Below are 17,678 nucleotides of genomic sequence, written 5' to 3' on the forward strand. Positions count from 1 at the left end.
TCAGGACTACTGGCAGTCCTGACCGCTGTTGATGCAGTCGACCATCTGCTTCATCGTGTTCTCGTCGAAGAAGTTGATGAAGTCGTTGTGGTCGGTGATCGCCTTGTGCAGCTCGGTCGGGAAGCCGTCCACCGCGAACGGGTTCACGACCTGTCCGTTCTGGATCTGCGGGGCCGGAACGTCGTAGACCAGACGGGCCTGGAGCTGGGGGATGGCCTGGAAACCGTTGGGACAGCTGCCGTCCGCCTCGACGAAGTCCACGTGGGTGCGGTGGTTCGCGCTGTCGATGTTCTGGCCGTCCCAGCAGCTCTGGAAGAAGGACGTCCGTACCACGGAGCTGCCCTCGGGGCAGATCGGGTACTTGTCCGTCAGCTGCCGGTCCTCGAAGCCGGTGCAGCTCCAGTTGGTGTTGGCGTTGGCGAGGCCGTTGTTGAAGGCCTTGGCGTCACCGGTGATGATGCGCAGGGCCTGCGGCATCGCGACGACATTGCCCTTCTTGTTGCCGACGAACTTCAGCTCCGCCTGGCTGGCCTCGAGGATCTTGCCGATGTTGCCTTCCGCGCCGCCACCGAGGTCGTTCGCGTCGAACTCCTGCGTACCGTCCTGCAGACGCAGCACCGGCCAGTAGTACGACGACTTGTCGCCCTGGTTCTGGCAGCTGGTGCCGGCCTGGAGGAACTGCTGGTCGCTGGTGAAGGCGTTGTTGTTCTGGTTGCCGACGTAGTCGTGCGTGTGCTGCGCGCCGTTGTCGACACCCGGAGCCACGATGATGTTGTCCGAGTTGTGGTTGTCGTTCGAGTTGGTGCCACAGCTGGTGGTGAAGCTGCCCGTCGAACCGCCGTTGCCGTTCGCGGCGAGACCGTTTCCGTTCACACCCTTCGGGCCGCCGTTCGGCTGGACCTGGGTGATGTCCTGGAAGTCGGCCGCGACCGGACCGTTGGCGACCGGGCCCTGGCCCTGGCCGTCACCGCCCTGGTTCTGACCCTGGCCGTCACCGCCCTGGTTCTGACCGTCGCCGCCCTGGTTCTGGCCCTGGCCGCCGTTGTTGCCGCCCTGGCCCTGGCCGCCACCCGCGTTGGTCTGGTTCGGGTCGGCGACGCCCTTGCAGCCGGCGAGCTGGTCCATGCCCTGCGGAGCCTGCCCGCCCGCGTTCCGGATGTTGATGCCGATCCGGTCGAGGGTGGCCACTCGCTTGGACTTGAGCGGGCCGATGATGGCGTTGTTGACGAAGCCGGCGTCTCCCGCCTGGGCCTGGCGCGTGTCAGCGAGACGCTTGTAGGCCTCGGTGATCTGCTGGTCCAGCAGCGCCAGCTCCTTGGCGACGCCCTTGCGTGCCCTCTCGGGCACGTTCGTCAGCTTCTGACCGACGTCCGGGCAGTCGATCGTGGCCACCTGAGCGGAGGCCAGCGTGCTGTTCTGCCCGGACTTCGACTCGCCCGCTGAGGCGTAGAAGTTCGCCCAGACCAGGCCGCCGCCCGCGACCGCGAGCGCCGCGGATGCGGCGATGGCCCGGACGGCCAGCGGCGAACGTCGTTTGCGTGTGTTGCGTCCCATGGAACTCCTCTGACTTCCTTGCGGGGCATCGAGGCGCCCGACAGGAGTGAAGCGGCTCCATCACATACGCGGCGAGTCCCAGGAGTGTTCAGACGACTCAGAAATTGCTGAGAGATCCGTGGGACAAAGTGGTTTCAACACCCCACGAAATACCAGGAGTTGTCGCCCGTCTACGCGGTGTGCGCGGTGAAGTCCCCTGGCGGGGTCCGTGAAGGGATCGTTTCGGCGGCCCTGGTCAAGATACGCGAGAACCGCCGCCCGCGAGCCGATTGCCCGTTCTGCCGCCGAACCGCACCCGCTCCTAGAGACCCAGCACCCTCGCCTCCACCGCCGGGTCCAGACCCACCGGAGGCCGGTCGGGCCGGTGCGGGGCGACCCCGCCGAGCCCCGTCAGCCACTCCCAGGTGTCCCGCACGGTCTCCGTCACGTCCCGGCAGCGCAGTCCGTCCCGCATGGCCCGTGACACGTCCGCCCGGTGCAGCGCGTCGTGCAGGTCGCTCCCCTCGGACACCCACACCGGCAGTCCCGTCCACGGCGCTATCCCAGCGTCGAGGATCAACTCCGGTGCGGTCCAACGGAGTTCGGCCGGTCCGCCGGTCGCCCGTACGCAGGCGTCGAGCAGCGCGCCCATGGTGGCCGCGCCCGGGGGACCGGCCAGGTTGTAGGGGCCGCTCAACCTCTGCTCCGCCGCGTCGAGCATCCAGTCGGCGAGATCGCGGACGTCGACGTACTGCAGGGGGAGGTCCTGGGGACCGGGCGCCAGGACCGGGCCGCCCCGGGCGACCCGGTTGAGCCACCAGGGCAACCGGCCGATGTTCTCGTACGGCCCGAGGATCAGCCCGCAGCGCACCAGGAGCGACCGGTCGGCACCGAACGCCTCGACCGCGGCGAGCTCGCCGCCCCGCTTGTCGCGGGCGTAGTCCGTCTGCCCCGCGTCGGCCGACGCGCCCTCCACCACGGGCGCCGCCTCGTCGTAGCCGGCGGCCGGGGGCCAGGCGTACACCGAGCAACTCGACACGTACACATACCGCTCGGCCACGTCGGCCAGCAGCCGCGCGGTGTCCCGGACGGCTCGCGGCGCCGCCGACCATGTGTCGACGACGACATCCCACCCGCCCCCGCCGGAGCCGGAACCGGCGGTGGAGGCCTCGACGAGCGCCGCGAGCCCGTCCGGTGCGGTGCGGTCGCCCAGCAACGACCGCACCCCGGCCGGAGGTGCGTGCCGTCCCCGGTGGAAGACGGTCACCTCCCAGCCGCGGGCCAGCGCCGACTCCACGACGGCGCGGCCCACGAACTCCGTACCTCCCAGCATCAGAAGTCTCATACCGCCGAACTCTGCCCGCAGGGCAGCCGCCATGGCACGGAAATCTGCTCTCAGAAGATCCGCTCTCGGGAGATCCACGCTCAGGAGACCCATCGGGCCCCGAGGCGCAGACCCGCCGTCAACGGCCCAGCGGCGGCGTGTACTTGTACCCGACCCGTCGGACCGTCTGGATCGCCTGGCGGAACTCCGCGCCGAGCTTGCGGCGCAGCCGGGCGATGTGGACGTCGACGGTCCGTCCGTCGCCCACATGCCCGTAGCCCCAGACCGTGGTGACCAACTGGTCCCGGGTGTGCACCCGGTGGGGGTGCGCGACCAGATGGGCGAGGAGTTCGAACTCCAGGTAGGTGAGGTCGAGCGGCCGCCCGTCGACGCGCGCGGTGCGCTGCGCGGTGTCGACGTGGACGAGTTCGTCCCCGACCTCGACGGAAGCGGAGGCGGAGGCCGAAGCGGTGTCGTCCGCGACCGCGAACGGCAGTAGCGGCGGCTGCCGGTCGGCCGGCACCAGCACCAGGTAGCCGACCATCGGCGGCCGGCCCGGCAGCGCGGGCAGGGTGTGCTGGGGCGCGGGCAGCCAGGTGGCGCCCGGCGGCAGGAAGTCGGTGAGGTCCACGACCTCGTCCCGGCCCACGGCACGCAGCCGGTGGCGTGGTGCGGGCCCGGGGGAGGGGACGGCCACGGGGGCGGAGCCCGGCGCGGCGGTCAGCGGGGTGGCGGTCGACAGAGAACGGGTGTTCGCCATGAGAGGTCAGCTCTTTCGCACGAGAAGTTCGTCCGGGAGACCTCGGCGACCGAGTTCGTGGTCGGGACCCGCCGAGGGGCGTACGTCGTTCCGCGCCGACCGAAGGCCGGGGTGTACGGCTTTAGAGAGCCGGCGCGTTCATCGCGCGGCAACACACCCGGTCGAAGTCGTGGTGCTGACGGGAAGGCCAGAAGGGCTCGAGGTCATGGCGACCCGTCGCACGTCGGTTCTGGAAGCTGGCCATGGCCCCATTGAAGCAGACACACGCCCGTCGCAGGAGCCTCCTCTCACTGCTTGGACGCCTCATGTCCCCACGGTCGCACGCCCCACCGACAACGCCGGAGGGCGCCCACCGTGACGGTGGGCGCCCTCCAGGAGCAGCGGGGTGGATCAGACCTGGCCGGCCTTGTCGAGCGCGGTGCAGCAGGTGTCGACGATCAGGCGCGTCACGACGTACGGGTCGACGTTGGCGTTCGGACGGCGGTCCTCGATGTAGCCCTTGCCGTCCTTCTCGACCTGCCACGGGATACGGACCGAGGCACCGCGGTTGGAGACGCCGTAGGAGTACTCGTTCCACGGGGCGGTCTCGTGCAGACCGGTCAGACGGTCGTCGATGCCGGCGCCGTAGTTCTTGACGTGGTCGAGCGGCTTCGAGCCCTCGCCCAGCGACTCGCACGCGGTGATGATCGCGTCGTAGCCCTCGCGCATCGCCTTCGTGGAGAAGTTGGTGTGCGCACCGGCGCCGTTCCAGTCACCCTTGGCCGGCTTGGGGTCGAGGGTGGCCGCGACGTCGAAGTCCTCGGCGGTGCGGTAGAGCAGCCAACGGGCCACCCACAGCTGGTCGGCGACGTCCAGCGGCGCCAGCGGACCGACCTGGAACTCCCACTGGCCGGGCATGACCTCGGCGTTGATGCCGGAGATGCCGAGACCGGCGGTCAGGCAGTTCTCCAGGTGGGCCTCGACGATGTCACGGCCGAAGATCTCGTCGGCGCCGACACCGCAGTAGTAGCCGCCCTGCGGGGCCGGGAAGCCGCCCTTGGGGAAGCCGAGCGGGGTGCCGTCCTGGAAGAACGTGTACTCCTGCTCGATGCCGAAGATCGGCTCCTGCGCGGCGAACTTCTCGGCGACCTCACGCAGCGCGGCACGGGTGTTGGACTCGTGCGGCGTCATGTCGATGTTGAGGACCTCGCAGAGCACGAGGACATCGTCGCCGCCGCGGATCGGGTCCGGGCAGGTGAAGACCGGCTGGAGCACACGGTCCGAGGAGTGCCCCTCGGCCTGGTTGGTGGAGGACCCGTCGAAGCCCCAGATCGGCAGCGCGTCCAGACCGGCGGGCTCACCCGCGATGATCTTGGTCTTGGAGCGGAGCTTGGCCGTCGGCTCGGTGCCGTCGATCCAGATGTACTCAGCCTTGAAGGTCACGGGACACATCCTTCGGGGTGGGTCACTAGGCGCATGTGCGGGTGCTGCGGCGCTGCGGCACTGAAACGCCGCGCTGATGCCGGGCAGCCTGTCAACCTGCGATTTCCCGATCATTGCTCGAATGTGAACCCCGTGTTACCTGGTGACTCTGTGGCGCGATTCACGCCCTGGCGCGCCCGGCCGGCCCGGACCCGGCAGGTCCCGGTGGACGCGCTGTTCGTGCACGCGCGGGTGGCCGGGCGCCGCTGCGCGCGGTGCCCGGCCACCCCGGACGACGATCGCCTGCCCTTCACGTCACCGTAACGAGCGGGTCCGCCCCGCCGGTCCGGTCCCGGGTCACCCCACCTTCTCGATCAGCGCGCGGCGGATCAGGAACTTGCCGGGTTCCCGGACCTGTTCGAAGGCCGCGTTGTTCAGCAGCACACAACTGCCGGAGACGGAGGTGACCTCCACGGTGGTGGACTTGTTGTTGTCCAGGTTGGTCACCCGCAGCTTCGTGCCCGCCGGGAACTCGTTGCTGGAGGCGGCCGGGGCGCCGCCCTCGCCGGAGAGAGTGACGGTGGAGCCGTTGCAGACCTGCTCGCCGGCCCCGGCGTTCCCCGTGTCCCCTGCGTCCGCACCGCCGGCGTTGCCCGCGGCCTCGTCGCCCTGGGGGTCCTGAGCCGACCCCCCGGTCTCCGCGGCCGGCGCGGACGGCTGTGCGGGCTGCGCGGCCTGGGAGCCCTGAGCCGACTCCCCGACGACGCAGTCCGACGCGCCCTGCTGGACCTTGATCTGGGCGATGACCGCCTCGCGGTTGGCGATCCGGGCCGCCGACTGGGCGTCGGGGTTCGCCTTCTGGTCCGCGATGAACCGCTCGTTGTTGCCGAGGGCGGTGGCCAGCCCCCGGCAGACACTGGAATCCGCCGCGGACTGCGCCGCGTTCGACGTGGCCGCCATGGCGAAGGCCCCGCCTCCCGCCACCGCCGCCGCGGTCACGAACAGGGCGACCTTCTTCTTCGTGCTGAGCGTTCTCCTACGCGACATGCGCGCCTCCTGTTCCCGGTGGACCGTCGTCGGGTCACCGGATCGGACGAGTACGCCGCTATGTACGAGATCCCGAACGAAGCTACTCAACGGTCACAGCGAACTCTCAAGTAACGCACGTCACACGACGGTTGAGAGCCCGGCTGCCGGAACCGCGAGACCGAGGAGCAAGTCAACTGGACAGAGCGTCCCGTACCGCGTCGTCCGTGCGGGCCACCACCGCGGTGCCGTCGTCCGCGGTGATGATCGGCCGCTGGATGAGCTTGGGGTGCTCGGCGAGCGCCTTGACCCATCGGTCGCGCGTCTCGGCGTCCCGGGCCCACTCCTTGAGGCCGAGTTCCTTGGCGGCGGCCTCCTGGGTACGGGTGATGTCCCACGGTTCGAGCCCGAGCTGGTCGAGTACGGCACGGATCTCGTCCTCGCTCGGGACGTCCTCCAGATAGCGGCGGACGGTGTAGTCCGCGCCCTCGGCGTCGAGCAGGCTGATCGCGCGACGGCACTTGGAACAGGCCGGATTGATCCAGATCTCCATGCCGACCACCGTAGCCAACGGGGCCCGCGAACCCGTGTCTCACCCCTGTCACAGGACCCGTCAGATCCCTTCTGGCCAGGGGCGATTGTCAGTGGGGGGTAGTAAAATAGAAGCAGTGTTCGAGGGTTGCCGACGGGGGATCTCCGGCGGCGCCCAGACCGCGACAGGAGGATGTCTTGCCCGCTGCCGCACTGAAGTCGAAGCCGCTGCCCACCCAGTCCACCGTCCAGCACCCCGTTCTGCTCGACCTGCCCTACGAGCCGGTGGTGAAGCACACGCTGCCGCCGGGCCGGCCGCGCGATTGGTACATCACCCACAACCGGCGCCTGAAGGCCATGCGCCTCGCGATCGCCCTGCTCGACTCCGGCGTCTACATGCCGAACCAGGCGCGCAACGAGACGATCCGGAGCACGGCGGAGGTCATCGGGGTGCACCCGCCGTCGGACACCACGTGCCACATGGTGCGGGCCCTGATGCGCTACAGCCGCTGAGGCTGAGCGAAAAGGGGCGATCTCCGGCCGCCAGGGTTGGCCGGAGATCGCCCTAGTCCTGCCCGTCCGGGGTCCATACGATGCGGTCGCCCCTCGGTCTTCACAGCTGCTTCACATGTTGCTGCTTCAAGGATCGCGGGGTTCTCGCGCATGTCTCTTGGCATGTGCATGCCTATGATCGGAGAACCCCCCATGGTTCGTGGTCTCCTCCTGGGCGGCGCCGTAGCCGCTCTCTTCGCCAGTGCGCTACCCGCGCAGGCCGAGTCCCCCTTCGAGGACCCGCCCCCGGACAAGATCGTCATCAAGGTCGCCACGGTGAACGGCTCCGGCTGTCCCCAGGGCACGGCCGCGGTCGCCGTCGCACCGGACAACACGGCGTTCACGGTGACCTACAGCGACTACCTGGCCCAGGTGGGCGGCGGCGCGCCGTCCACCGCGTTCCGCAAGAACTGCCAGCTCAACCTGATCGTCCATGTGCCCGGTGGCTTCACCTACGCCATCGCCAGCGTCGACTACCGCGGCTTCGCCTCGCTCCAGCGCGGCGCGAGCGGGGTGGAGAAGGCCTCGTACTACTTCCAGGGGTCCCCCGACACGGCGTCCCGGACCCACACGTTCAACGGCCCCTACGAGGACAACTGGCAGGCCACGGACGAGACCGACTGGGCCCAACTGGTGTGGGCGCCCTGTGGTGTCGAGCGGAACTTCAACATCAACACGGAGCTGCGGGTCAACCGGGGGACGTCGCCGGCGGGCAGCACGAGCTTCATGACGATGGACTCGACGGACGGGGACATCAGCACGATCTATCACCTGGCCTGGAAGGAGTGCCCCGACAAGTGAGTCGTGGTGCCGGGTGCGCCTCTCTCCGAGGGCACCCGGCGCTCGGGTCGGTCTTTCGCCCGCGGGCCGGCGGGGCGTCTCGCGCAGTTCCCTGCGCCCCTGAAAGACCAGGCCCTGCGGGCCTGGAAGCGTCGGCCGGGGCCGGCTGAGAGAAGACGGCCGGGGCAGGGCTGAAAAGCACGGGGCGCAGCCCCTGCTTTTCAGGGGCGCGGGGAACTGTGCGAGCAACCACGAATCACCCGCCCCCGTCGACGAATCAGGCGTTCCTGAGTCATCAGGCGCCCGGCACCCCCGCCGACGAAACACGCACCCCCGAGTCATCAGGCGCCCGGCACCCCATCACGCGCCGCCCACCAGCTCCTTCTCCAAGGGCGTCCGGAACCGAGGCGTGGCCCGGGTGTCACCCAACCACCCCGCGAGCCGCGCAGCCTCCTCGTGGATCCTCTCCTCGGCCTCCCGCCCCACCCCGTCCTTGTCCAGCAACCGCCACACGACCTCCCCGTCCGCCCGCTGGGCCCACCCGCCCACCACCCGGCCGTTCCACCACACCGTCGGGCCGACGTTGCCGCTGTAGTCGAAGAGGGCGGACCGCATCCCGGGGTCGAGGTACCAGTCGCGTTCGCGCCACCCCATGGCCGTCGGGTCGAGCGCCGGGAGCAGCGCGGCCCACGGCTCGCCGGAGTCGGGGACCGGCTCCTCGTCATCGGCGGTCACGAACCCCGTGCCCTCGTCCAGCGTCACGGCCCGCGCCCCGATCGCCGCCAGCGCCCGCCGCACCTCGGTGACACGCCACCCCGTCCACCACTTGAGATCCGCCTCCGTCGCCGGGCCGCAGGCCGCCAACCACCGGCCCAGCAGGACCGCCTGGGCCTCGGCCACATCCAGCTCGGGGTGCGCGGGGGCCAGGGCCCAACGGAACTGGCTCGACGTCCAGGAGCCGAGCGGCCGTCCCCGGACGACCCTGCCCTCCACGCCCAGCACCCTGAGCAGCCGGGTCGAGACGGTGTGCGTCCCCTCGTAGCTCTTGCCCGCCGCATACACGAACCGCTCCCGCAACCTCGGCTCGTCCTCGGCGAGTTCGGACGCCGTGGCCTGGCCCCGGCGGGCCAGCGCGGTCAGCGCCGACTCCTGGACGTCCTTCAGCCAGGCCGCGTCGGGGGCCCCGGCCGCCGCCATGTCCTTCAGCAGCGCGGCCCTCTCCCGTGCGGCGACCGTGAGACCGGTCGAGGCGTGCACCACGGGGGTCAGCTCCGTGGGGAACACGAAGACGGTGTGCCGCATGCCGTGCATCCGGACGAGCGTCCGGTCCGTGTAGAGCGCCCGCTCGGTCTCGGTCACCGTCCGCGTGGCGTCGGCGAGCCGTGCGCCCACGGCCAGGAACACGGTCGCGGGATCCGATCCGTGCAGTGCGACGAGCGTGTCGGCGACCTCTTCGGGACCCGCCGACCGCACCGATCCGGCCAACCGCTGCCGCAGCCCCAACCGCACGCGCCGCTCGCCCACCACGATGTACCGCCGTACGTCACCCATGCCGGCCATCCTGCCGGACCCCACTGACAATCCCGGCCCACCGAAGGCCCCGCACGACCGCGAGACGCGGCCCGTAGCCCCGCACGGCCGTGTGACACGGCCCCTCCCCGGCCCCTTCCCTACGCGTACCGCTCCAGCACCCCGCCCACATACGCCTCCAGCCGCGTCGCCAGCACCTCCGGCGTCAGATCCGTCCGGCCCAGCTCCCGCCAGGGCCTCGCCAGCTTCTCCGCGTCGGGCGCGTACCCGAGGGCGTCCAGCAGCAGCCAGTACAGGTGGTCCCGGTCCTGGGACAGCCGGCGCCCACCGCGCGCCTCGTACCGCGCACGGAACCCCAGCCCGTACTCGGCGCCGTACAACAACGCCACGGTCGTCGAGCAGTGCGCCACATCCAGATCCGCCGGCCCCCACGAGGTCTCCACCCAGTCCACGACCCCGCCGATCCGCAGTTCCCCGTGCCCGCCCGCGCCCGCACCCGTGAACAGCACGTTCCCCGGATGGAAGTCCCGGTGCAGGAAACACCCCTCGTACGCGGGAGCCTCCCGCCGGATCACGTCCACGGCCCGTTCCCACAGCGGGCCCCCGGGCGTGGTGGCCCGGTCGGGCGAGGTCCAGGCCTGGTAGGTGCGAGGCCGTTCGTCGGGCACGACCGCGTGGATCCGGACGAGCTGTCCGGCGAGCAGGTCCAGCCGCTCCTCCAGGTCGGCGTCCTCCGCCACCCGCACGGACCCCGGCAGCAGGGACATCAACAGCGAGGGGTGGTCGGTGAGGTCGGCCGTCGGGTCGACGGCGTGCAGGACGGGTGTGGGGATGTCGTCGTACGGGGCGAGCAGGGTGAGTATCTCGGCCTCGCGGCTCAACAGCCCCGGCGCGTGCTGCCGGAAGAACGGTTTCACGAACGACCGCAGGACCAGATCCGTCCCGTCGTCGAGGGTCAGCCGGCGCATCCGCGACGTCCAACCTCCGCGCAGATCGGTCCAGTTCCGTACGGCGCGGCCCTCGGGGAGCTGCTTGGCCACCCACTCACGGGTCGCCGCCCATTCCTGATCATCGAAATCATCGAACGCCATGGAGCCAGTATCCCCGAGGGCCCCCGCAGATCGCCGATACATGGGATGCCCCCGCACCCGTCGCACGAGCATCCTGGAACGGCGGAGCGAAGGCCCCCGGAACACCGGGCCCGTGCACGACGGGCGCCACTTTCCGGCCCCGGGGCCACTAGTCATCACCCACGCCACGCCCCGAGGAGGCCCGTCATGGGCACCTTGATCCTGTCGGCGACCGTGGTCCTGGTCGTCATGGGTTTCTCCAACCAAGTCCTCTGGCTGGCCGCTGTCGCCCTGCTCTACCTGTACGTCCGTTACGGCCGCACGGGGGGTGGCTCGGCGACGTCCTCGCCGGGCCCCCGGCGGGCGGCGGCGCGGCCCAGCCCTCCTCCTACCGCGCGTACCGCGATCGCCGTGACCAGCAGGCGAAGTGGGAGCGCCGCTACCGCCGTGAACGGCCTTTCGAGACCCGTCGGCAGGAGCGCGACAAGAGCAACAAGTGACGGCGTCCCCGGGGTCGGGGTCACAGCCCCGGGGCGCCCCAGATCGGGAACCACCGACTCAGCTCGGGCTCGATCCGCAACTCCTCCCCGAGCACGGCCCGGACCCGTAGCTCCAGCGCGTTGTCCCGCCGCTGCCCGCCACCGGGCAGCGGAGCGAACGGATAGAACGTCCCGCGCTTGTAGAGATAGACGATCCCGAGCCGCACACCGTCACCGTCACCGTCACCGTCACTGGCATCCGCACCGGAGGACGCATTGGCGTCCCCGCCCGCGCCCTGACGCCGGAACCCGACGACCGAGCACAGCAGCTGCGGCCCGAACCCACCGCCCTCCAAGGCGCTGTTGACCGCGTGCAGGTCGCTCACCAGCGCGGGCAGGTCCCGCGGATCCCGCCGGGAGACGAGCCACGAGTAGCCGTACTCGTCCCGCTCGATCCCGACCGGCGGCCCGGTCCGCCCCGCGTCCGCGTCGAGCAGGGCCCGCACCTCCCGGCGTACGCCGTCGAAGGCCGCGCCCTCGACCGTCGCGAAGCACACCGCGCCCGTGCCGGTCGGGGTGAGGGAGGCGGCGGCCTCCAGCGCGACGGCGGCCGAGGGGAGGGCGAAGAGCCGGTCCAGGTCGGGTGCGACCGGCTTCGTACGGCCGAGGAGGATGTCCAGCAGCCCCATGCCCGCTCAGCCCGCCTTCCCGGGCTCCACGGACCCACCGGAACCCGGCCGGGCAGCGGCATCCAACTCCGCCGAGATCCGGGCCAGTTGATCGAGCCGCTGCTCCAGCGGCGGGTGGGTGGCGAAGAAGCGGGCCAGATGGGGGTGGTCGCCGAGCGCGGGGGTGAAGTAGAACGCGTTGAAGGCCTGCGAGGTGCGCAGGTCCCGGGTGGGGATGCGCGCGATGTCACCGGTGACCTTGGTGAGGGCGGAGGCGAGCGCCGAGGGCTGCCCGGTGAGGAGCGCGCCGGCCCGGTCGGCGGCCAGTTCGCGATAGCGGGACAGCACCCGGATCAGCAGGAAACTCAGGACGTACACGGCGGCGGAGACGCCCATGATCACACTGAAGACCACGGCGGTGTTCTGGTCCCGCCGTCCGCCGAACATGTGCGAGTAGAACGCGGCCCGGACGACGAGCCCGGCGATCACCCCGAGGAACGACGCGACCGTCATGACGGCGACATCGCGATGGGCCACATGCGACAGCTCGTGCGCGAGCACGCCCTCCAGCTCGTCCGGCTCCAGCCGCCGCAGCAGCCCGGTCGTCACGCACACCACGGCGTGATCGGCGTTCCGCCCGGTCGCGAAGGCGTTCGGCATGTCCATATCGGCCACCGCGACCCGCGGCTTCGGCACGTCCGCCACCGCGCACAGCCGGTCCACGACCCCGTGCAGCAGCGGGTACTCCTCCGCCTCCACGATCCGCCCGCGCATCGCGTACAGGGCGACCCGGTCGGAGTACCAGTACTGCGCCCCCAGCAGCCCGGCGGCGATCACCACGACCAGCACCCAGGACTTCAGCAGCACGATCAGCACGGCCACGAACACGACGTACAGCAACCCGAGCAGGAACAACGTGACCGTCATCCGCAGGGCCAACCGAGGATCACTCCGGAACCGCTCAGACATCCGTACCACCCCACACTCAGGCAGCAGCTCGTTCCGCTTCCATTGTGCGCCCGCGCATCCCACGAAGCGGTCATGCGGTGGTCGTGATCGGCCCTCAGCAGGGCAAAGGCTCAGTACGAAGACCGATAGTTGACGTACCCGATGAGGGCGATCAGCCCTGCCACGCACCCGAAGACGATCAGCGTCGACACCCAGGACGACCGGCGCGGCTCCCGCGGCCCCGGGTCGGCGCGGAAGGGCTGGGGCGCGGGCGGGTTCTCCTTCCAGCGGGCCGCGAGCATCCGGGCCCGCGCGGAGGGCTCCTTGTGCTCGGCGCCGTCCGCCCACTTGATGTCGAACTCCCGCTCGTCGTCCTGTTCGCGCATCCCCGTGTCTCCCCGTCGTCTCTCTCGACCTCTCGAACAGTCGTACAAGAACCATACGACGACGCCCCGTCGGCGAGAAACGAAAACGACGACGCCCCCGTCCCGGGAAACGGGAACGGGGGCGCCGCCGTGAAGACGTACGGACTACGCGTCGATCATGCGCCGATCACACGTCGAAGTACAGCTCGAACTCGTGCGGGTGCGGGCGCAGCTGCAGCGGGGCGATCTCGTTGGCGCGCTTGTAGTCGATCCACGTCTCGATCAGGTCCGGCGTGAAGACGTCGCCCTGGAGGAGGAACTCGTGGTCGCGCTCCAGCGAGTCGAGGACGGCCGGGAGCGAGGTCGGGACCTGCGGGACGCCCGCGTGCTCCTCGGGGGCGAGCTCGTAGAGGTCCTTGTCGATCGGCTCGGCCGGCTCGATCTTGTTCTTGATGCCGTCGAGGCCCGCGAGCAGCAGGGCCGAGAAGGCGAGGTACGGGTTGCCGGAGGAGTCGGGCGCGCGGAACTCGACGCGCTTGGCCTTCGGGTTCGAACCCGTGATCGGGATACGCATGGCCGCGGAGCGGTTGCGCTGCGAGTAGACCAGGTTCACCGGGGCCTCGAAGCCCGGGACCAGACGGTGGTACGAGTTCACCGTCGGGTTGGTGAAGGCCAGCAGCGACGGGGCGTGCTTGAGGATGCCGCCGATGTAGTAGCGGGCGGTGTCCGACAGGCCCGCGTAACCGGCCTCGTCGTAGAAGAGCGGGGAGCCGCCCGACCACAGCGACTGGTGGACGTGCATGCCCGAGCCGTTGTCACCGAAGATCGGCTTCGGCATGAAGGTCGCGGTCTTGCCGTTGCGCCAGGCCACGTTCTTCACGATGTACTTGAAGAGCTGGAGGTCGTCGGCCGCGGCGAGCAGCGTGTTGAACTTGTAGTTGATCTCGGCCTGGCCGGCGGTGCCCACCTCGTGGTGCTGGCGCTCGACCTGGAGGCCGGACTTGGCCAGCTCCAGCGAGATCTCCGCGCGCAGGTCGGCGAAGTGGTCGACCGGCGGGGTCGGGAAGTAGCCGCCCTTGTAGCGGACCTTGTACCCGCGGTTGTCCTCCAGCGCACCGGTGTTCCAGGCGCCCGCCTCGGAGTCGATGTGGTAGAAGGACTCGTTCTCCGAGGTCTTGAAGCGCACACTGTCGAAGACGTAGAACTCGGCCTCGGGGCCGAAGTACGCGGTGTCGGCGATACCGGTGGACGCGAGGTACGCCTCGGCCTTCTTCGCCACGTTCCGCGGGTCACGGGAGTACTGCTCGCCCGTGATCGGGTCGTGGATGAAGAAGTTGATGTTGACCGTCTTGTCGCGGCGGAACGGGTCGACGCGCGCGGTGGACAGGTCGGCGCGGAGCGCCATGTCGGACTCGTGGATGGCCTGGAAGCCGCGGATCGAGGAGCCGTCGAACGCGAGCTCCTCGGCCGGGTCGAAGGCCGTGGCCGGGATCGTGAAGTGCTGCATCACACCCGGCAGGTCGCAGAAACGGACGTCGACGAACTTGACGTCCTCGTCCGCGATGAACTTCTTGGCCTCGTCGGCGTTCTGGAACATCCAGCTCCTCCTACTCCCGACGTCTCCTGCCGGGGTGGTAGTTCGTTCGTGCGGCCAGTGCGGTGGCACACGCTGTTCTCGACACTAGGGACGGGTGATTTCTCGTGCGTGACCCATTTGTTTCGCACAAGTTAACCGGACATCCCGCCCCGCACCCCACCTGTCCGTATGGCAGAACGGTCGCAGTACCGTGGTCGGGTGGACAAGAGGCAAGCAATCGGATCGTGGCTCTCCGGCCCCCGCGAAGCCGCGGAGGCGGCCGGAGTCGACTTCGGATACAGGGGCCAACAGCTCGGTCTGCCGGAGGAGGGGCCCGGCTCCATCGCCCGCCCGGGCCGCCGTCTCGGCGCACTCGCCGTCGACTGGGGCCTCTGCCTCTTGATCGCATACGGCCTGATCACCGACGGCTACGACCAGGCCACCAGCAACTGGGCCCTGCTCATCTTCTTCCTGCTGCACGTCCTCACCCTGGGCACGGTCGGCTTCACCCCCGGTAAGCGCCTCTTCGGCCTCCGCGTCGTCTCCCAGGACACCGGCACGGTGAGCCCCTGGCGCGCCGCCGTCCGCTCGGCCCTGCTCTGCCTCGCCATCCCCGCCCTGGTCTGGGACCGCGACGGCCGCGGCCTGCACGACCGGCTGGCGCGCACGGTCGAGGTCCGGATCTGAGGCTCCCGAGCCGAGTACGACGATGGGGGCGCCCGGAGTGATCCGGGCGCCCCCATCGTCGTACCGACGTACTCGGGTCGTCAGCGGGCCTTCGGACCGCCCTTCGGCATGCGCATGCCCTTGGGCATCGGGCCCTTGGGGAGCGGCATGTTGCTCATCAGGTCGCCCATGGCGCGCAGCCGGTCGTTGGTCGCGGTCACCTGGGGGCCGGAGAGGACGCGCGGCAGCTTGAGCATGGTCGTGCGGAGCTTCTTCAGCTCGGTCTGGCCCTCGCCCGTGCCCACGACCAGGTCGTGCACGGGGACGTCCGCCACGATGCGGGCCATCTTCCGCTTCTCGGAGGCCAGCAGGCTCTTCACCCGGTTCGGGTTGCCCTCGGCGACCAGGACGATGCCGGCCTTGCCGACGGCCCGGTGCACCACGTCCTGGCTGCGGTTCATCGCCACCGCGGGCGTCGTGGTCCAGCCACGGCCCACGTTGTCCAGGACCGCCGCCGCGGCACCCGGCTGGCCTTCCATCTGCCCGAACGCGGCCCGCTCGGCACGCCGTCCGAACACGATCGCCGTCGCGAGGAAGGCGAGCAGGAGGCCCAGGATGCCGAGATAGATGGGGTGACCGATCAAGAAACCGATCGCGAGGAAGACACCGAAGGTGATGATTCCGACAGCCGCGAGTACAAGACCGATCTTCTTGTCGGCCCTGCGGGTCATCTTGTACGTGAGAGCGATCTGCTTGAGTCGCCCGGGGTTCGCAGCGTCCGCTGCGGGTTCCTTCCTCGCCATGGCACGAAGTCTACGTGTCCGGGGAAGCGAGGACGACGGCGGTGCCGGTGGGGACCGGAGACCGGCGGCTGCGCTGGGGAAGCGGCGCCGGGCGGCGGCGGTGCCGGTGTGGTGCGGCGTGCATGCGGAGCGGTGTTTCGTCGTGCGGTGTTACGAGGTGCGCGAGGCTACGACCGCTTCGAGGACACGCTCGGTCTCGACACGGTCCTTGGCGCGGCGGCGGTCCTCCAGGACGGAGGTCCAGGCGTTGCGACGGGCGGTGCGCTGGCCGCTGCTCATGAGCAGCGACTCGACGGCACGGAGTGCAACGGTGAACGACGGGATCGCTGTGGCGCGAACGGGTGCGGCCTGCATGGGAGGTCCCCTCGGAATGGCTGCTCTGGCTAGGACCCTGTACCGGGCGTGAAACCAGGGTCACTGATTGGTGTTACCAGGGCGTGACCGACCGGTCAAACGCCAGTGAAGCCTTGATACGCGGCTTTTAAACCCCGACGCGGCCCTGACGCTGCCCTCATCTGCGAGGACGGTCAGGACCGCGGTCAATCGGCCATTACCGACGAGTAGCCTCTTGTGCTCAGATTCACACGAATCGGCTGGCACTCCGTGCCATTTGGCGTAAGGGTCAGACGGCCTGCGAAGCGACGTAGGAACCCCGCTTCTCGACGGCCATCTGGTACAGGCGGCCGGCGCGGTACGAGGAGCGGACCAGCGGTCCGGACATCACCCCGGAGAAGCCGATCTCGTCGGCCTCCTGCTTCAGCTCGACGAACTCCTGCGGCTTGACCCAGCGCTCCACGGGGTGGTGCCGGACGCTCGGGCGCAGGTACTGCGTGATGGTCACCAGCTCGCAGCCCGCGTCGTGCAGCTGCTTGAGCGCCTCGCTGACCTCCTCGCGGGTCTCGCCCATGCCGAGGATCAGGTTCGACTTCGTGACCAGACCGTAGTCACGGGCCTCGGTGATGACCTTCAGGGAGCGCTCGTAGCGGAAGCCGGGGCGGATGCGCTTGAAGATCCGGGGGACCGTCTCGACGTTGTGCGCGAACACCTCGGGGCGGGAGGCGAAGACCTCCTGCAGCAGCTCCGGGACGGCGTTGAAGTCGGGCGCCAGCAGTTCGACCTTGGTCCGGCCGTCCGCGCGGTGCGCGGTCTGCTCGTGGATCTGGCGCACGGTCTCGGCGTACAGCCAGGCGCCGCCGTCCTCCAGGTCGTCGCGGGCGACGCCGGTGATGGTGGCGTAGTTCAGGTCCATGGTGACCACGGACTCGCCGACGCGACGGGGTTCGTCGCGGTCCAGCGCCTCGGGCTTGCCGGTGTCGATCTGGCAGAAGTCGCAGCGCCGGGTGCACTGGTCGCCGCCGATGAGGAAGGTGGCCTCGCGGTCCTCCCAGCACTCATAGATGTTGGGGCATCCGGCTTCCTGGCAGACGGTGTGCAGGCCCTCGCTCTTCACGAGGCTCTGCATCTTCGTGTACTCGGGGCCCATTTTCGCCCGGGTCTTGATCCACTCGGGCTTGCGCTCGATGGGGGTCTGGCTGTTGCGGACCTCCAGGCGCAGCATCTTGCGTCCGTCGGGTGCGACTGCGGACACATCGGCTCCCTGTGCTTCGATTCTTCGGCGTCCACCAGGGTACGCCCGTACGGTTCTCGGTCCCCGGGGTGGTCAACC

At 69.8% G+C, this 17,678-nt stretch carries 18 protein-coding genes and 1 pseudogene; 4 read left to right on the top strand and 15 right to left on the bottom strand.

What is annotated here, in order from left to right:
• Positions 1-6: 6 nt before the first annotated feature.
• The 6 genes from P8T65_RS34685 to P8T65_RS34710 all read right to left on the bottom strand — a co-directional run bounded on the left by P8T65_RS34685 (position 7) and on the right by P8T65_RS34710 (position 6,597).
• Positions 7-1,554, bottom strand: a complete 1,548-nt coding sequence (locus P8T65_RS34685; RefSeq protein WP_316729130.1) for a DUF1996 domain-containing protein — start codon at positions 1,552-1,554, stop codon at positions 7-9.
• A gap of 301 nt (positions 1,555-1,855) precedes the next feature.
• Positions 1,856-2,878, bottom strand: a complete 1,023-nt coding sequence (locus P8T65_RS34690) for an NAD-dependent epimerase/dehydratase family protein (protein WP_316729131.1) — start codon at positions 2,876-2,878, stop codon at positions 1,856-1,858.
• A gap of 118 nt (positions 2,879-2,996) precedes the next feature.
• Complete coding sequence (locus P8T65_RS34695; RefSeq protein WP_316729132.1) at positions 2,997-3,617, bottom strand: winged helix-turn-helix domain-containing protein; 621 nt, start codon at positions 3,615-3,617, stop codon at positions 2,997-2,999.
• 390 nt (positions 3,618-4,007) lie between these two features.
• The gene (gene glnII / locus P8T65_RS34700; RefSeq protein ID WP_215454860.1) at positions 4,008-5,039 is read right to left on the bottom strand and encodes a glutamine synthetase; all 1,032 of its coding nucleotides are present in this window, start codon (positions 5,037-5,039) and stop codon (positions 4,008-4,010) included.
• A gap of 336 nt (positions 5,040-5,375) precedes the next feature.
• Positions 5,376-6,065, bottom strand: a complete 690-nt coding sequence (locus P8T65_RS34705) for a hypothetical protein (RefSeq protein ID WP_316729133.1) — start codon at positions 6,063-6,065, stop codon at positions 5,376-5,378.
• A 172-nt stretch (positions 6,066-6,237) separates the two neighbouring features.
• Positions 6,238-6,597 (bottom strand): arsenate reductase family protein, encoded by a 360-nt coding sequence (locus P8T65_RS34710; protein ID WP_316729134.1) that lies wholly within the window; start codon positions 6,595-6,597, stop codon positions 6,238-6,240.
• Positions 6,598-6,773: 176 nt separating this feature from the next.
• Here P8T65_RS34710 and P8T65_RS34715 point away from each other — a divergent pair, with 176 nt between their 5' ends.
• Both P8T65_RS34715 and P8T65_RS34720 read left to right on the top strand, forming a co-directional pair.
• Complete coding sequence (locus P8T65_RS34715; RefSeq protein WP_215454855.1) at positions 6,774-7,088, top strand: hypothetical protein; 315 nt, start codon at positions 6,774-6,776, stop codon at positions 7,086-7,088.
• Positions 7,089-7,280: 192 nt separating this feature from the next.
• Positions 7,281-7,928 (top strand): DUF4360 domain-containing protein, encoded by a 648-nt coding sequence (locus P8T65_RS34720; protein WP_316729135.1) that lies wholly within the window; start codon positions 7,281-7,283, stop codon positions 7,926-7,928.
• Positions 7,929-8,267: 339 nt separating this feature from the next.
• Here P8T65_RS34720 and P8T65_RS34725 read toward each other — a convergent pair whose 3' ends face one another.
• Both P8T65_RS34725 and P8T65_RS34730 read right to left on the bottom strand, forming a co-directional pair.
• Entirely contained in the window at positions 8,268-9,458 is a 1,191-nt protein-coding gene (locus P8T65_RS34725; RefSeq protein ID WP_316729136.1) for a winged helix DNA-binding domain-containing protein, read from the bottom strand.
• Between the two features lie 119 nt (positions 9,459-9,577).
• Positions 9,578-10,528 (bottom strand): aminoglycoside phosphotransferase family protein, encoded by a 951-nt coding sequence (locus P8T65_RS34730; protein WP_316729137.1) that lies wholly within the window; start codon positions 10,526-10,528, stop codon positions 9,578-9,580.
• 186 nt (positions 10,529-10,714) lie between these two features.
• On the opposite strand from P8T65_RS34730, the pseudogene P8T65_RS34735 reads away from it, so the two are divergent.
• Positions 10,715-11,007, top strand: a pseudogene (locus P8T65_RS34735) (hypothetical protein).
• A gap of 20 nt (positions 11,008-11,027) precedes the next feature.
• Here the strand turns inward: P8T65_RS34735 and P8T65_RS34740 are convergent.
• From P8T65_RS34740 to glnA, 4 genes are all read right to left on the bottom strand, one after another.
• Positions 11,028-11,675 (bottom strand): PspA-associated protein PspAB, encoded by a 648-nt coding sequence (locus P8T65_RS34740; RefSeq protein WP_316729138.1) that lies wholly within the window; start codon positions 11,673-11,675, stop codon positions 11,028-11,030.
• Between the two features lie 6 nt (positions 11,676-11,681).
• Positions 11,682-12,623, bottom strand: a complete 942-nt coding sequence (htpX, locus tag P8T65_RS34745) for a zinc metalloprotease HtpX (RefSeq protein ID WP_316729139.1) — start codon at positions 12,621-12,623, stop codon at positions 11,682-11,684.
• Between the two features lie 110 nt (positions 12,624-12,733).
• Entirely contained in the window at positions 12,734-12,988 is a 255-nt protein-coding gene (locus P8T65_RS34750; protein ID WP_316729140.1) for a hypothetical protein, read from the bottom strand.
• A gap of 166 nt (positions 12,989-13,154) precedes the next feature.
• Positions 13,155-14,564 carry a type I glutamate--ammonia ligase gene (gene glnA, locus P8T65_RS34755; RefSeq protein WP_184895044.1) on the bottom strand — a complete coding sequence of 470 codons (1,410 nt, stop codon included), beginning with the start codon at positions 14,562-14,564 and terminating at the stop codon, positions 13,155-13,157.
• Positions 14,565-14,762: 198 nt separating this feature from the next.
• Between glnA and P8T65_RS34760 the strand changes: the two genes are divergently transcribed.
• Positions 14,763-15,230, top strand: coding sequence for an RDD family protein (locus tag P8T65_RS34760; protein ID WP_316729141.1), 468 nt, complete (start codon positions 14,763-14,765; stop codon positions 15,228-15,230).
• An 80-nt stretch (positions 15,231-15,310) separates the two neighbouring features.
• Here the strand turns inward: P8T65_RS34760 and P8T65_RS34765 are convergent, their stop codons facing one another.
• The 3 genes from P8T65_RS34765 to lipA all read right to left on the bottom strand — a co-directional run bounded on the left by P8T65_RS34765 (position 15,311) and on the right by lipA (position 17,600).
• The gene (locus P8T65_RS34765) at positions 15,311-16,012 is read right to left on the bottom strand and encodes a DUF4191 domain-containing protein (RefSeq protein WP_316729142.1); all 702 of its coding nucleotides are present in this window, start codon (positions 16,010-16,012) and stop codon (positions 15,311-15,313) included.
• Positions 16,013-16,162: 150 nt separating this feature from the next.
• A complete protein-coding gene (locus P8T65_RS34770) occupies positions 16,163-16,366 on the bottom strand; it encodes a hypothetical protein (RefSeq protein WP_184895048.1) in 204 nt (67 codons plus the stop codon).
• Positions 16,367-16,634: 268 nt separating this feature from the next.
• Entirely contained in the window at positions 16,635-17,600 is a 966-nt protein-coding gene (gene lipA / locus P8T65_RS34775) for a lipoyl synthase (protein WP_184895049.1), read from the bottom strand.
• Positions 17,601-17,678 lie beyond the last annotated feature (78 nt).

It is taken from the genome of Streptomyces sp. 11x1, assembly GCF_032598905.1.
In the GTDB taxonomy this organism is placed as follows: Bacteria; Actinomycetota; Actinomycetes; order Streptomycetales; family Streptomycetaceae; genus Streptomyces.

Excerpts from the sequence above, each read along its gene's own strand:
- P8T65_RS34750 (WP_316729140.1), bottom strand. The coding sequence starts at position 12,988 with ATGCGCGAACAGGACGACGAGCGGGAGTTCGACATCAAGTGGGCGGAC.
- P8T65_RS34765 (WP_316729142.1), bottom strand. The coding sequence starts at position 16,012 with ATGGCGAGGAAGGAACCCGCAGCGGACGCTGCGAACCCCGGGCGACTC.
- P8T65_RS34705 (WP_316729133.1), bottom strand. The coding sequence starts at position 6,065 with ATGTCGCGTAGGAGAACGCTCAGCACGAAGAAGAAGGTCGCCCTGTTC.
- P8T65_RS34725 (WP_316729136.1), bottom strand. The coding sequence starts at position 9,458 with ATGGGTGACGTACGGCGGTACATCGTGGTGGGCGAGCGGCGCGTGCGG.
- P8T65_RS34690 (WP_316729131.1), bottom strand. The coding sequence starts at position 2,878 with ATGAGACTTCTGATGCTGGGAGGTACGGAGTTCGTGGGCCGCGCCGTC.
- P8T65_RS34720 (WP_316729135.1), top strand. The coding sequence starts at position 7,281 with ATGGTTCGTGGTCTCCTCCTGGGCGGCGCCGTAGCCGCTCTCTTCGCC.
- htpX (WP_316729139.1), bottom strand. The coding sequence starts at position 12,623 with ATGTCTGAGCGGTTCCGGAGTGATCCTCGGTTGGCCCTGCGGATGACG.
- P8T65_RS34730 (WP_316729137.1), bottom strand. The coding sequence starts at position 10,528 with ATGGCGTTCGATGATTTCGATGATCAGGAATGGGCGGCGACCCGTGAG.
- P8T65_RS34685 (WP_316729130.1), bottom strand. The coding sequence starts at position 1,554 with ATGGGACGCAACACACGCAAACGACGTTCGCCGCTGGCCGTCCGGGCC.
- P8T65_RS34770 (WP_184895048.1), bottom strand. The coding sequence starts at position 16,366 with ATGCAGGCCGCACCCGTTCGCGCCACAGCGATCCCGTCGTTCACCGTT.
- P8T65_RS34695 (WP_316729132.1), bottom strand. The coding sequence starts at position 3,617 with ATGGCGAACACCCGTTCTCTGTCGACCGCCACCCCGCTGACCGCCGCG.
- glnA (WP_184895044.1), bottom strand. The coding sequence starts at position 14,564 with ATGTTCCAGAACGCCGACGAGGCCAAGAAGTTCATCGCGGACGAGGAC.
- P8T65_RS34740 (WP_316729138.1), bottom strand. The coding sequence starts at position 11,675 with ATGGGGCTGCTGGACATCCTCCTCGGCCGTACGAAGCCGGTCGCACCC.
- P8T65_RS34710 (WP_316729134.1), bottom strand. The coding sequence starts at position 6,597 with ATGGAGATCTGGATCAATCCGGCCTGTTCCAAGTGCCGTCGCGCGATC.